At 44.5% G+C, this 13,780-nt stretch carries 13 protein-coding genes and 1 other RNA gene; 5 read left to right on the top strand and 9 right to left on the bottom strand.

The features are described 5' to 3' along the window. Positions 1-582 precede the first annotated feature (582 nt). Together O3660_RS01285 and O3660_RS01280 are read right to left on the bottom strand one after the other, a co-directional pair. Positions 583-1,983, bottom strand: a complete 1,401-nt coding sequence (locus O3660_RS01285) for a hypothetical protein (RefSeq protein ID WP_049351384.1) — start codon at positions 1,981-1,983, stop codon at positions 583-585. Then, a complete protein-coding gene (locus O3660_RS01280) occupies positions 1,962-3,533 on the bottom strand; it encodes a VPA1262 family N-terminal domain-containing protein (RefSeq protein WP_371464461.1) in 1,572 nt (523 codons plus the stop codon). Before O3660_RS01280 ends, O3660_RS01285 begins: the two co-directional genes overlap by 22 nt. A gap of 133 nt (positions 3,534-3,666) precedes the next feature. On the opposite strand from O3660_RS01280, the gene O3660_RS01275 reads away from it, so the two are divergent. Then, positions 3,667-3,864 (top strand): dienelactone hydrolase family protein, encoded by a 198-nt coding sequence (locus O3660_RS01275; RefSeq protein WP_371464512.1) that lies wholly within the window; start codon positions 3,667-3,669, stop codon positions 3,862-3,864. Between the two features lie 565 nt (positions 3,865-4,429). On the opposite strand, the gene O3660_RS01270 is transcribed toward O3660_RS01275, so the two are convergent. The 4 genes from O3660_RS01270 to O3660_RS01255 are packed head-to-tail and all read right to left on the bottom strand — an operon-like array spanning position 4,430 to position 8,699. Then, positions 4,430-5,542 carry an SGNH/GDSL hydrolase family protein gene (locus O3660_RS01270; protein WP_049351382.1) on the bottom strand — a complete coding sequence of 371 codons (1,113 nt, stop codon included), beginning with the start codon at positions 5,540-5,542 and terminating at the stop codon, positions 4,430-4,432. After that, positions 5,539-6,567 carry a peptidoglycan O-acetyltransferase PatB gene (patB, locus tag O3660_RS01265; RefSeq protein WP_049351381.1) on the bottom strand — a complete coding sequence of 343 codons (1,029 nt, stop codon included), beginning with the start codon at positions 6,565-6,567 and terminating at the stop codon, positions 5,539-5,541. Before patB ends, O3660_RS01270 begins: the two co-directional genes overlap by 4 nt. A gap of 10 nt (positions 6,568-6,577) precedes the next feature. Continuing rightward, complete coding sequence (locus tag O3660_RS01260) at positions 6,578-8,014, bottom strand: MBOAT family protein (RefSeq protein ID WP_371464460.1); 1,437 nt, start codon at positions 8,012-8,014, stop codon at positions 6,578-6,580. A gap of 46 nt (positions 8,015-8,060) precedes the next feature. Further along, positions 8,061-8,699, bottom strand: coding sequence for a DedA family protein (locus tag O3660_RS01255; RefSeq protein WP_049351379.1), 639 nt, complete (start codon positions 8,697-8,699; stop codon positions 8,061-8,063). Positions 8,700-8,929: 230 nt separating this feature from the next. Here O3660_RS01255 and hda point away from each other — a divergent pair, with 230 nt between their 5' ends. From hda to O3660_RS01235, 4 genes are all read left to right on the top strand, one after another. Next, positions 8,930-9,598 carry a DnaA regulatory inactivator Hda gene (gene hda, locus O3660_RS01250; RefSeq protein WP_049329701.1) on the top strand — a complete coding sequence of 223 codons (669 nt, stop codon included), beginning with the start codon at positions 8,930-8,932 and terminating at the stop codon, positions 9,596-9,598. After that, entirely contained in the window at positions 9,595-10,263 is a 669-nt protein-coding gene (locus O3660_RS01245) for an HAD family phosphatase (protein ID WP_049329700.1), read from the top strand. Before hda ends, O3660_RS01245 begins: the two co-directional genes overlap by 4 nt. A gap of 92 nt (positions 10,264-10,355) precedes the next feature. Then, entirely contained in the window at positions 10,356-10,637 is a 282-nt protein-coding gene (locus O3660_RS01240; RefSeq protein ID WP_224783503.1) for a TonB family protein, read from the top strand. A 157-nt stretch (positions 10,638-10,794) separates the two neighbouring features. Further along, positions 10,795-11,580, top strand: a complete 786-nt coding sequence (locus tag O3660_RS01235) for an endonuclease/exonuclease/phosphatase family protein (RefSeq protein ID WP_049329699.1) — start codon at positions 10,795-10,797, stop codon at positions 11,578-11,580. 163 nt (positions 11,581-11,743) lie between these two features. On the opposite strand, the gene ssrA is transcribed toward O3660_RS01235, so the two are convergent. The 3 genes from ssrA to O3660_RS01220 form a co-directional block, all read right to left on the bottom strand. Next, positions 11,744-12,106: a transfer-messenger RNA gene (ssrA, locus tag O3660_RS01230) on the bottom strand. A 113-nt stretch (positions 12,107-12,219) separates the two neighbouring features. Further along, entirely contained in the window at positions 12,220-13,434 is a 1,215-nt protein-coding gene (locus O3660_RS01225; protein ID WP_049351378.1) for a pyridoxal phosphate-dependent aminotransferase, read from the bottom strand. 85 nt (positions 13,435-13,519) lie between these two features. Then, positions 13,520-13,735, bottom strand: a complete 216-nt coding sequence (locus tag O3660_RS01220) for a 4-oxalocrotonate tautomerase family protein (protein WP_003682441.1) — start codon at positions 13,733-13,735, stop codon at positions 13,520-13,522. Positions 13,736-13,780: the final 45 nt, after the last annotated feature.

The following is a 13,780-nucleotide window of genomic DNA, read 5'->3' as shown; positions in this document are numbered from 1 at the left end:
ATTGAAATGACACCAAAGCAGGTTAAGCTGTTATTTTGGCTGAACGGATATAAATGAACGGCTAAGATCTTTACAAAAAAACTCTTTGCTCGACAGCTGAAATCCAAATACAGGATTTCGGCTGTTGTTTGTTCTCGATCCCCATTTTATTCTCTTTAGGCACGCTAGATGCGCAATTGTTAGGCATCCAGGTCACCTTTTAGACAACAACAGGTACGCTTAGTCTGTTAGTTACTTTCAATAGGTTTAAATATGGTGTCCTCAGATGGCTTTACGCGGTCACTTCTGGGATATTCCCTATTTCATTTATCTTTCTTACCAACTACATTTGACACTATATCTATTCGCACTTTATCTCCTCAATATCTTTGTCAGACTTTCTATTAACCAATCAAACACGGGTTTTACGCGAGGAGGGGTAATATTTCGTTGCGGGCGGGAAACATATACTGTCCACTGCTTGCGGGGAAGTTCGGGGAAAAGCTTTACCAATTTGCTACTTGATAAATAAGTATGGTAAGCAAAGCGTTTTTGCTTGTTAATGTCTTGACACTAAATACTGCAAACAACGTAGGAAATTTTTCATCCATTAAATCTATCCAAATGAGTCCAATTTCTCCACCTTAAATCATTGTTAAATTGATTAGGGTAATAAATACCATTCTGAATATCTTCAAACGATAGTGATGAATCTTGTTCTAATTCTTCAGCGATACAAGCTGGTTGCATTCGGGACAAATGCAGATAAACAAATTTATCCAGTTCTACAATCGAAGCAAACCATTCTTGTTGGAAATTCAGGATTTGATTAATTTCGTTTTGAATGAAATTTTCTCTATCCTGTTTAGGAAGCATTATTTGGAAATATTTCACTAAAGCTCTATCTAGGACACTTCTAGCAATTGAGTAAGGATTCCCAAAATCCCAGTCCTTCCACTTCTCAAAAGCTAATTTGCATAAATACTGAACCCTATTTTCATCAGCATGAGCAAAAAAATACGCCAAACATTCTTTGATATGTGCCTCATCTTGATTTAATTGCAGACTGTCAATATAGATGCGGATTTTTTCATCGGTAGCATTGCTCAAAAATGCACCGAATCCTAGCTGTAAAGAAGGGTATCTGACAGGATATTGGTTAAAAACATCAAACCATTCATTAGGGCAATCTTTCCAAATATCTAATAATTGGATTTGCTCATTTTTCATATTATTTCTAAATAAATGATCTAATCTAAACAACAAAAGAAATTTTGCCAAATTATTGGTTGTGTGCAGCGCAAAAGGTTGGCGATATTTTTTTGGTAGCAAAGCAAGCCAATATAAAAGATTAAAAACCTTAGTTTCCTGATTAATCAATGATAATATTTCGTGGTCATAATGCTCGGATATAAATGAATATGATTGATGAAAATTTAAAGACAGACGATTATATAATTCATTTAAATGCCATTTATCTTCTGCGAGTTCTTTCCATCGTTCATTTTCTAAATTTTCTGTTAGAGAATCCATTCTCTCATTGTCATTAATTGATGCATTCTGAAGAGTAGACAACTCAATTTCCAGATGAGATAAATATTTCATAGCTAAATTTTTACAGGATTGAGAGAAAATAATTCCTTTTTCATAGCTGATTACCCAAAATTTAGGAAGAAGACAAGTCAATTCAAAAGCTATCTTTTGATCTTTATCACTAGAATGCTCATCTTGTAAAATGTTAATCAGCCATGAAATACTTTCTATCAACGTATTTTTCTTATCTATATCATCAATATAAATAACCGCATCATGGTAATCAATGCTTGATGGATAGAAATTATCCTGATATTGCCAAAAATGGGATTTATCATCCCATTTCCAATTAGCAAAATCAAAATGCTCATCAAAGAATGAAAATATTCCATCAGGAACGCTGGCATCATACTCAGGGGATTGAGCGAGGCAAAGTATTTGAGCAGTAGTTAATTGTTCTTCGATTTCCATAGAATATTATTCTCATCATTAATTGATTGTTCCCACATTTCTTCAAAAACATCAGCAATAATCTGCCCATCTTCAACTTCTTGAATGATGTGATGGCTTTTTCCTAGGCTATTCACCGATGTTCCCAATGACCAAGCTCTTACAGGTTCATCTATTGCTTGTGGAAAAATAATAAAACGGTCATGAAAATCGCCAACCTTAGAACGGTCAGCATTGACAAAGGTCAGATTTAACCAGCCAGCTTGACGAATTGCTTGGTTAATTTCGTTTGCAAGGTCGGCTTTATAAGATGATGTTTTATTTTCTTGTGGAGCAATTTTTAAGCCAGTTAGTGCTTTGATTGGTGAATTAGCAGACGGGCTAAAAAATACAGTTTCCAATAAATCTTTTGCATTCAAATAGGGATCCCAAAGATAAATACCATTTTTTCCATATTTTTTAATCAACTCTCTAATAAAATCCAACGCTTCTTGACGCATATCCCGCTTAAATTGCCTTAATTTCAAAGTATCATGTAATTCTTGTTTTTCTATTTTAAGAAATCTATTTCTAACCCAATTTCGATAATCTTTAGTATTCTTGCCAATTTGGCTTTGTGATGTCGGGGTAAAAATATTGATTCTTTTCTCTTTTCCATTAGGTAATTTGAATATTCGTTGATTATACTCCTGCAGGCTCATAGGGGAATTTACACTCTCGACGAATGAGCGTACTTGACCGCCACTACAAATTATCTGATTACTTTCATCCCAAATTGTATAATACCCCTTCCCATTAATTTGCTGAAATGGAATGATATTCCTCCCCGCGACTAATGGAATTTTCTGAAAATCAATAATACTGCCATATTGTTCCCTCCAAAAAATGCCTGAAAAGTTCATCTCTCCTGAGAAATGGGGGCTAACTGCCAAATTAGACAATAACTGATGACTTTGTTCATCTCTTCTTTCTATTGTAAATGCCACCGCAGCACAAGGAATTTGCACGATGATATTGCCTAATCTATCAGAATGAGTACCGATTTTAATGGGTAAGTATTCCTGTAACCTTCCAGAAAGCTCGTCCAAGGCAGCAAGATTTTTTATCAGTGGCGCAACGTATTCTTTGCTTTCGTCAAACCATTCAAAAAGATGTGAGCCTCCAAAAAAATTATTCTTGAGTAAACCTAAAAATTCATTCTTCCCTTGCTCTAAAGGCGGAACATAAACAGGAGGAATAGTTTTTAAATGACCATAACAAAGTTTATTGCGATCATCTTCATTCGAACCTGGAGTAACTAAGTAAGAAATGATTTTAAGAAAATCTTCTATAGAAACAATTCTTTTGAGAACTCCAAACTTTTGAGATTTATCAGCCTTTAATTTAATAAGATTTGGTGTAATGTTCTCTTTCTCTGTCAAAGGCAAATCTGTCTCATGAGCAACTGCCAGTGAGAAAATATTAAAAGAAGGGTTACTATCTCTTATACCAATCACTTCAAAAAGCTCAATACATTTAAAATTACCGATAGACGGCATTTTTAATATTTTTTCTATTGATTTAATATCCATTTAATTTCTCTATATAAAATATCTAAAAAAAATTTCTAAATTATGTAATTTATATTGAAATATCAAATATGTATAGTATGCAACAGCGTATCTAAGTCTCACTCAACGGTATTGATTGGCGTGAGTACTTTTTATAACTGAACGCTTCGACAAAACCAAACAATATCCTGTCATTGTAGTAGTTCATCCAGGTGGGGGTGTAAAAGAGCAAACAGTAGGGGTTTGTGTGCGTAAACTTACTGAAGTAGGTTTTTTAGCGGTGGCGAACAGCGTTTTTGGAAAAGTCCATTGGCTCAAGGCAGAACGGTCGAAGCCCAAGGGACGGAGCTGATCATGGGGAATTATGTTTTTTATACATCGGGAGAAGCGGTGTCCGCACCATTTGCTTACGCTTGTGAAGCCTATGATTTATACCTTACACATGCGCGTCATGTTGCCTAACAGCAGAAAACAAATTGCTAATACGCAGTTTTTCTGAAGGCTGTCTCATGATGCTCTGCGTTTCACGAATAAATTCCTCGTCCAGAGTTTAATCCAACACAGCATATCAGGAGAATCCACCTTTGGGTGCGCTACTCCAGCCAAGAAAGAGCTGGTGTGCATTGAGGATGCAATCCACATTTTTTATATGATAAAGACGCAGACAAGGAGGTTAAAAAACTGCGGATTTCTTTCAGGAAAATCTGTAGTTTTAAGTAATATTATCTTGTTTGGATGTTACTTGAAAAAGTAGCAAGGTAGCTATCTTTATCTTTTACTCAATAGTCGAAACCTAAGTACAAGATTTAAGCTTTTGTGTAAAGAGGTTTTTTACCAAGGTATCAGGCCGTCTGAAATATGAATTTCAGACGGCCTTTTGTGTACTGTTAATGAAAAGCACTTAGGCTTTTGCCAATTTATTGGGCAAAGCGGATCAGGCTGTCGGCAAGCTTATCGGCTGCAGTTTCATAACCTTGTGCAGAGAAGTGAACGCCGTCTTTGGCTGCCAAGCCTTGAGCCATCCAGTTTTTCATGCTACATGCTCCGCCCATTGCATCCTGCCAAGACCAGAACATGATTTTTTCATCACGGGCAACACGTTGCTGCATTTGTTGTATTTCGCTGAGCAAGACAGGGCGGTTGCCGCAGCTGCCGTAGGCGGTTTTCAAAGATTCCGGAGCGCCGAGGATCAGGATACCTGCGTTGGGCAGGGTGTTTTTGATTTGACGGATGTAATTGCGCCATGTCTGCTCGGTAGAGGAAATATCGAGATTGCCGGAAAAGGCTTCATTGGTACCGTAGGCAAGGATGATTAAATCGGCTTTGGTTTGTGCCAAATCTTCCCACATGCCCGGCCGCCATTTTGACCATTGGGATAACTGCGCGCCGTTGATGCCCATAGCGGAAACGGTTATGCCGCGTCCGGGGCGTTCGATATTAATGAAACCGATTTGCCAAGGCATGCTGCTGCTGAGGGTCATCGGCAAGGAGGCGTTGGTACGCAGCAGTTGCCAACCGTTTTGTGTGGCAGGGATTTCGCGTCCGTTGACAGTCAGGGTTTGCTCTGACCAAACCGGTTTGCCGAAGATGGAGATTTGTTGCATATCCATGCTGCCGTCGGCTGCGCTTAAGGTAACGCTGCCGCCATCGGCGCGCGCTTCAATCCCGCCGAAAGAAAAATCGCTGTGTGATTTGCGGCTGCTGATGGTGTTCCAACCGCTGCCGTTGTAACGGACGGTTGCCATGCGTTGGCCTTTGACAGTATTGGGGTAAACCCAACCAATGCCGCCGTTGCCCCATTGTTGTTGCAAACGGCGACGCAGGCGGTCGGTGAAATAGTCGCCGGCGGTGTGGGAGTCGCCGACTTGGATAATGCGGAATTTGCCGTCTGAAGTATGGTTAAGCTGTTGCAGTTTGTTTAGCCAGGCAGGGCGGTTAGAGCCGTAGTTGCTTAACAGGCCGTCATTGGTTGCGCAGGCGGTAATAGGGAGTGCGAGAAGCGTGAGGAGTAAGGTTTTATTAAATTTCATGGTTGTGTATCGTGTGTAAAATTAATTTTTTCCATAATTTTTCCGGCCAGTAATTTTTGGCCTTCTGCGGAAAAGTGAATGCCGTCCTTGCTGCGGTAACGGATGATTTTTCCATCTACTTTGACAGAGTCGGCATATTCTTCTGCGCCATTGCTCAACAGTTTGTCGGTCGGCAGCCAAATGGCTTGAGGCGACACCGTACCCGACAGGATTTTGTCGAGGTAGCGCATCTGTTCGTTGAGCTTGGCTTTTTTCATGTAAGGAATGCCCAGCCAAATGACTTGGACATCATGTGCGGAGGCTGCATCAAGAATACGGCGGACGCGGTTGAGGTATTCTGCCTCCCATTCGGGGGAAGCGAACTTCAGGTATTTTTTACCCATCGGGAAATCCCAAGGGTCGTTGGGGCCTAAGAATACAACCAAAACGCGGATGTCGGGTTCTTTTTGCAAAGTTTGTTCGATGGTTTTCGGCCAGTCGAAGAAATTGGGGTAGGACAAACCGGTGCTTTGTTTGCTGAGGTTGACCGATTGTACGCCATATTCTTGCTTGAGGTGTTTTTGTACGAAAGGTGCAACGCCCTGCATCAGCGAGTCGCCGGCAAAGAAAACTTTGTTGCCTTTTTTCAACACGACCTGCGTTGCCGACTGATCAGCCTGATTGCTTGGCTCACTGGCTACGGTATCCGTATTGTTAGCCGCATCGGAAGCAGCAGAGTCTTTTTGATTGTCCGATACTTCAATGTCTTCCGTATTTTCAGACGGCCTTGTTGTTTCAATACCAAAGTCTTCCGAAGCCAAAGCGTCTTCTGTTTCCAGTGAAGCTTTCAGGCCGTCTGAAAATTCGTAGGCTTTTTGTTGCCAATCCGCACCGATACGCCACCAAGCGTATTCGGATAAAGGCTCAAGCGGACTATTTTCATGATAGGTCTGCTGCCAATAGGCATTGATGGAGTTTTGTGCAAACCACGCCAGTGCAACCGCACTGAGCAGAATAGAAACAAACAGGGAGATAAAGCGTTTCATGTTCTGCTCCTTAGAAGTTGGCGTAAATAAAGCCGGGAATGCCGGACGGGGCGAAGACGATAATCAGGGCGAGGATAAGCGTGATGGGGATAAACCATAGCCATGCAGGCAGGTTGTCCAAGCCTTTTACCGATGCTTCAAATAGGCGAAGCAAATACGGGTACAGCAAAAGTATCAGTGCAAATGCACCCAGCAACATGAGGTCGGTCGGCAGAGGCGCGTTCCAACCTTTGTCATTGGCAAATAAGGCGCTGAACAGCATTTCCGTATCGGCAAGCGTTGTGCTGTTGAATATAACAAAAGCGAAACAAACGAAATGGAAGGTAAACAGCCAGGCAAGCGGTTTGCCGATTTTCAGACGGCCTAAGGCATTGCGACCGACGATTTTGTCGCCGCAATTAAGGAATACCAAAGCCGCACCGTGCAGCGCGCCCCAAATCAAAAAGCTCCAGCCGTAGCCATGCCAAATGCCGGAAAGCAACATGGCAATCATCAGATTGAGTTGGGTACGTCCGAAGCCTTTTTTGCTGCCGCCCAAAGGGATATAGATATAGTCGCGAATCCAACTGGACAGGCTGATGTGCCATCTGTCCCAGAAGTCGCGGATGTTGATGGCGCGAAGCGGCGCGGCAAAGTTTTTCGGCAGCTTGAAGCCGAGCAGCATGGCCAAGCCGATGACCAAATCCGAATAGCCGGAAAAGTCGAAAAAGAGTTGGAAAGTGTAGCCATAAATCGCAGACAACACGCCCCAGCCGTCGAACTGGGCTGGATTTTCAAAAACAGGCGATACCCAGCCTTCCTCCAATACGCCGGCAAGCCACCACTTTTTGGCGATGCCCAATACAATCAGGCCGACCGCCAACGCCGGATAAATCAGTTGGCGCGCCTGTTTGGTGCGGATTTGCGCCAATGCGCCCGCTTGTTCGCCGTCTATGCTTTTAAAAGCGGCCGCACGGATAATCGGGCCGGATGTGATGGTGGGGAAGAAGCTCAGATGCAGTAGGAGCTCGTGCCATTCAAAACGGTCTCCTTTGGGCTCGCGGTAGCAATACACCAAGTAAGCCAGCGATTGGAAAGTGTAATAAGACAGGCCCAAGGGCAAAAGGATGTCGATGACGGCGCTTTGCCCCGTATATTGTTGAATAATCGGGCGGAAAAAGTCGAAGTATTTGAAGAAACACAAAACAGTCAATGCCGCCGAAATACCGCAACCCAGCCAAAATTTGCGGATATTCTCGTTTTCAGAAAACATCAGCACGCTGACCAGGTAAACCACAGACGAGTAAACCAAAATCAGCGCGGCAAAGATAGGGTCGATACGGTAAAGCCAGCCCAGTCCGGCAATCAAAAGTAAAACGTTTTGAACTTGCGGCAAACGTGCAAATGCCCAGTACAGCGGCAAAAATGCGATAAAGAATACCGCAAACTCAATGGACAGCAACGGCATGACAATTCCTTGATGTGTTTAAACTTTCAAACTTTTCGATTGATTGTTATTTTTTGGCGTTAAGTTTGGCACGAATGACTTCGACTACCGCGGGTAAAATCGAAATCACGATGATTGCCGCCATGACTAAGCCCAGATTGTTTTTGACGACGGGGATGTTGGCGAAGAAGTAGCCTGTATAGGAAAACGACAATACCCACAACACTGCGCCGATAATGTTGTAACGGATAAACGTGCCGTAGTGCATATCGCCCATGCCTGCGACAAATGGCGCAAACGTCCGCACAATCGGCACAAAGCGGGCAATGATGATGGTTTTGCCGCCATGTTTTTCATAAAAAGCATGGGTTTTTTCCAAATACGAACGTCGGAAAATTTTGGAATTCGGGTTGGCAAACAGTTTTTGTCCAAAATACTTGCCAATCATAAAGTTGGCCGCATCGCCTAAAATGGCGGCCGCTAAGAGCAGCAATACCATGACGTGGATGTTCATGCCGCCGATGGCCGCAATACCGCCGGCGGCAAACAGCAGCGAGTCGCCGGGTAAAAATGGCGTTACGACCAAACCGGTTTCGCAGAAAATCACAACAAACAAAATCGCGTAAATCCACGGGCCGTATTGGGCGGAAAGGTGGACAAGGTGTTGGTCGATATGGAGGATGAAATCAATAAGGGTAGAAATCACTAGAGTTCCCCAAATAAAAAGGCCGTCTGAAAAAGAACAGACAAATGTTTCGGCGAGAAGTTCGACATTGTAAAACCAAAGAGGAATAAAACCAATGCCGTAAGCGCGTCAAGATATGTTTAGAAGTGCAGATATGTTGCAGGTATAGGCTTCAGACGGCCTTTATCCTTGATGGTGGAGGGCAAAACAACGTAAAATAAAGCCGATTTCAACCTAACCGGTGCGCCTTTGTGAACCAGCTCATCTTCGATTTCTCCAGCCATGATTATCCCGGCTTCGACAAATTTCTGGGAACAGAAAATGCCGAGCTGGTGTATGTGTTGCAGCACAAACATGGGCAATTTATCTATGTGTGGGGAGAAGAGGGCGCAGGCAAAAGCCATCTCTTGCAGGCATGGGTCGCACAGGCACTCGATGCCGGAAGAAATGCCATCTATATTGATGCCGCTGCCACGCCGCTGACAGAAGCCGCGCTGGATGCGGAATATCTTGCCATTGACCAAATCGAAAAGCTTAATAATGAAGAACAGGCTTTACTGTTTGCCATCTTCAACCGCTTCCGCAACAGCAGCAAAGGCTTTTTGCTTTTGAGTTCCGAATATACGCCGCAGCAGCTTGTTATCCGCGAAGACCTGCGCACACGCATGGCGTATTGCTTGGTTTACGAAGTCAAACCGTTGACTGACCGGGAAAAAATTGATGCGCTCGTCAGCATGGCGGCCGCCCGTCAGGTAACCATCGATCCGGAAATCTTCGAATACCTGCTGAACCATTGGCGGCGCGATATGGACAGCCTGATGCAAATGCTCGATACCCTCGACAACTACGCCGTTATGATGGGCAAGCGCATTACTTTGCCGCTTTTGCGCCAGCTTTTAAAACAACAGGAAACCCAATGAAAAACCTTGCCATTTTCGACCTCGACAATACCTTGATCAATACCGATTCGGATCACTCCTGGCCGCAATACCTGATTAAAAAAGGCATAGTCGATGCGGCTGAAACCGAGGCGCAAAATGAAAAGTTTTACCAAGACTATCAAAACGGTTGTCTTGATATCGATGCCTTCCTCAAATTCCATCTCGCGCCTTTAGCCCGTTTCAGCAAGGAAGAATTGGCTGAGTTTCATCGCGAGTTTATGGCCGAATATATTGTTCCGCATATTTCTCCGATGCAGCGTATGCTGGTGCAAAGCCATCAAATGGCGGGCGACGAAATGTTGGTTATTTCTTCGACCAACGAATTCATCATTACCCCTATCTGCCATCTTTTCGGTATTCACAACATTATCGGCACACAGCTTGAAACCGGTGAAGACGGCCAATATACGGGCAACTATGTTGGTACGCCCAGCCTGAAAGAAGGCAAAATTACCCGATTGAACCAATGGCTTGCAGAGCGTGGCGAGACCTTTGAAAGCTACGGCAAGGTTTATTTTTACAGCGACTCCAAAAACGATTTACCGTTGCTGCGTATCGTGGACGAACCTGTCGCCGTCAATCCGGATGCCGAGCTGGAAAAAGAAGCCAAAGCAAAAGGTTGGCCGATTTTGAATTTCAAATAACGATGAATCAGGCCGTCTGAAATATTTAACCTAACCACAACCCTAATAAGGACTAAAACATGAAAACGACTAAACTCCTCGCCTAAGCCCTGTTGTTTGCCGCTGTATTCGGTACCGCACAAGCAGCTGATACCGAAACCCTGGAAGCCATGAAAGCGCAAAACGGCAGCGTTAAAACCGTTTTGATGGATGTTTTCACAACTCCTGCCGGCAATGTTGACCGCGTGAATATCATTCAATCCAGCGGTAATCCTGAAATGGACGAACGCGCAGTGAAAAGCGTTTCCAAATATCCTTATCCGAAACGCAAAACTGCATCTAAATATCAACACACCGTTACTTTTGAAACCAATGTTGAAGTAATCAACAACTAATTCGGACGCAAGGCCATCTGAAAAACAGAAGGCGTTTTGATTGGGAAATTCCCTGTCAAAACGCCGTTTTATTCTTTAAACAAGTATAACCAAAATTGCCGTAAAACCACACGCTCCGGTGCTATACTGAAACAAATAAACCGCTTCATCACACATCATGTCTCCCCGTCCAGTTACCATTACTTCCTACAATATGCACAAAGGCATGTCTGCGCTCAACCGCAAAGTGCAGGTCAACCGCATGGCTGACGCGCTGGGTGCATTGGGTTCGGACGTTTTGTTTTTACAAGAAGTCCAAGGACAACATCTCAACAGAAGCCGCCGTACCGACTTTCCCGATGCGCCGCATTATGACATCATCGGCGACAGCCTCGATTATCATCGCAGCTACGGTAAAAATGCCGTCTATCCTAAACGCCATCACGGCAACGCCATTCTCAGCCGCCTGCCGCTGAAAACGGAAAACAACCTCAACATCAGCGTCAACAAACTTGAACAACGAGGCCTGTTGCATTGCGAAGTCGTGCCCGAAGGTTGGGAAGATCCGCTGGTGTGTTTGTGCGTCCACCTCAACCTGCGCGAGCCGGACCGCCTCAAACAATACCGTGCCATCAGCGACTACGTTGGCCGATATATTTGTCCGGAAAGCCCGTTGATTATCGCCGGTGATTTTAATGACTGGCGGCAGAAATCAGCCCATGAGCTGGGCAGGGCATTAGATTTGAACGAAGTATTCGTCGATAATACAGGCAAACGCCCCAAAACCTTCCCTTCGCGCCTGCCCATCCTCAGCCTCGACCGCATTTACACGCGCAACCTTGATGTCATTGATTCTGAAATCCACAACAGTAAAGACTGGCAGCATTTGTCAGATCATCTGCCATTGAGTGTAACGGTTAGGCCGCATCGTAAAATGAATATGAAATCAGATAGAAAAATGTAAGGTTGAAATTTTTTTAAAGCACTATTGGCAATGTATCGAAAGAAAAAGTTTTTTCACTTGGATATTTGAGACAAAAACAGGCCGTCTGAAAAGTTTCAGACGGCCTGTTTAAGTTTATAAAAAAGCGCAAACCTTTTTATGTCAAAAGTTTGCGCTTTAAATCTGGTGGAGGCGGGGGGAATCGAACCCCCGTCCGAAAGTCCTCTACAGAGCGTTCTACATACTTAGTTGTGTCTATTTAGAATCTCGTCCTCATCATGCCGACCAACAGGCCTTCAGAGAACCAGTTACCTTAAATCTCGTTTCCTGCCAAGTAACCTGACAGAAAACCAGTCAATGTAGAATGACGTTGCGGTAGCTTGCGCTACACAGCCCATTGACCAACTGCTGCAACGGCAGGCCTTAAGCGGCCAGTGCGTAAGTTTCGTCGTTTGCGACTATTTAAATTCAGTGTTTAACGGGAAATCTGAGACCCCGGTATGCCCGCATCTGCTTTGCAACCCCCGTCGAAACCAAGATCGCCCCCAGATAGGAAAAGTCGATTATACGCATGTCAGCGTGCTTTGCCAAGTTGCCGATTGATTGAAAAGGCCGTCTGAACAGCAGTTTGCTTTTTCAGACGGCCTGTTTGGCTTAGGTTTATTGATGGTAGTTTTGCAAGAAGCGTTTGAGTTTGTCCATGGCTTCTTCGATTTGATGAACGGGCGGCAGGGTAACGATACGGAAGTGGTCGGGGCGTATCCAGTTGAAGCCTGTGCCTTGGACGAACAAGACTTTTTCACGCACGAGCAAATCGTAGACGAATTTCATGTCGTCATGAATGCCGTACATTTCGGTATCGATTTTTGGGAACATATACATCGCGCCCATTGGTTTGACGCAGGAAACACCGGGGATTTGGTTGATCAGTTCCCATGCTTTATTGCGTTGTTCCAACAGGCGGCCGCCTGGCAGGATAAATTCGTTGATGCTTTGATAGCCGCCCAAGGCCGTCTGAATGGCGTGTTGCATCGGCGTATTGGCACAAAGACGCATGGAAGAGAGCATATCGAGGCCTTCAATATAGCCCTTGGCATGATGTTTCGGACCGTTGAGCACCATCCAGCCTTGGCGGAAACCGGCCACGCGGTAGGCTTTGGAGAGGCCGTTAAAGGTAATGGTCAGCAAGTCGGGAGCGAGGGCGGCAATGTGATGGTGTACAGCACCATCGTAAAGAATTTTGTCGTAAATTTCGTCGGCAAAAATAATCAGGCCGTGTTTACGCGCCAGTTCGGCGATTTCCAGCAGGATTTCTTTGCTGTACACCGCGCCGGTAGGGTTGTTGGGATTGATGACGACGATGGCTTTGGTTTTCGGCGTAATTTTGGCTTCTATATCGGCCAGATTCGGGAACCAGTCGTTTTCTTCGTCACACAAATAATGACGCACATTGCCGCCGGCCAGTGTCGCGGCGGCGGTCCACAGTGGATAGTCAGGCGCAGGAATCAGGATTTCATCACCGTCGTTGAGCAATGCCTGCATGGACATGGTAATCAGCTCGGAGACGCCGTTGCCGATGTAAACGTCGTTGACGGTAATATCGCGCAAGCCTTTGGTTTGATAGTAATGAACGATGGCTTTGCGTGCGGAATAAAGGCCTTTGGAGTCGCAATAGCCCTGCGCGGTCGGCAGGTTGCGGATCACGTCAACCAAGATTTCATCAGGCGCTTCAAAGCCGAATGGGGCAGGATTGCCGATATTGAGCTTGAGGATTTTGTTGCCTTCTTCTTCCAGTTGCAGGGCTTTTTTATGAACCGGGCCGCGGATGTCGTAGCAAACGTGATCCAGCTTGGACGATTTGGGAAATTTCTCCATGATGTGTGTTCCGTAAAATTGTTAACAATGGGGGTAAATGTACTCTTTTTGCGGGTAAATTAAAAGCATTTCAGACGGCCAAAGCTTACTTATTGCGCGCTTCGGCTCGGCGAACCGTCACGCTTTTTCCGCCTATGCCCCAGTTATCCATATCGATTTCGTCAATGACGACAACGGTTGTCTCAGGGTTTTTGTTGAGAACGCGTGAGAGTAATTCGGTTACGCCGCGGATTAATTCGGCTTTTTGCTCTGCACTCGGGGCTTCACTGCCGCCGGTTACTTTGATGTTGACGTAAGGCATGGCTGTCTCCTTTTAAAATAACGTTCATATGTTATCTTATTTTTA

The organism is Neisseria sp. 27098_8_139, assembly GCF_041433195.1.
In the GTDB taxonomy this organism is placed as follows: Bacteria; Pseudomonadota; Gammaproteobacteria; order Burkholderiales; family Neisseriaceae; genus Neisseria; species Neisseria subflava.
Note: the sequence above shows the minus strand (reverse complement) of the source record. Positions and strands in the feature narration are given on the sequence as shown.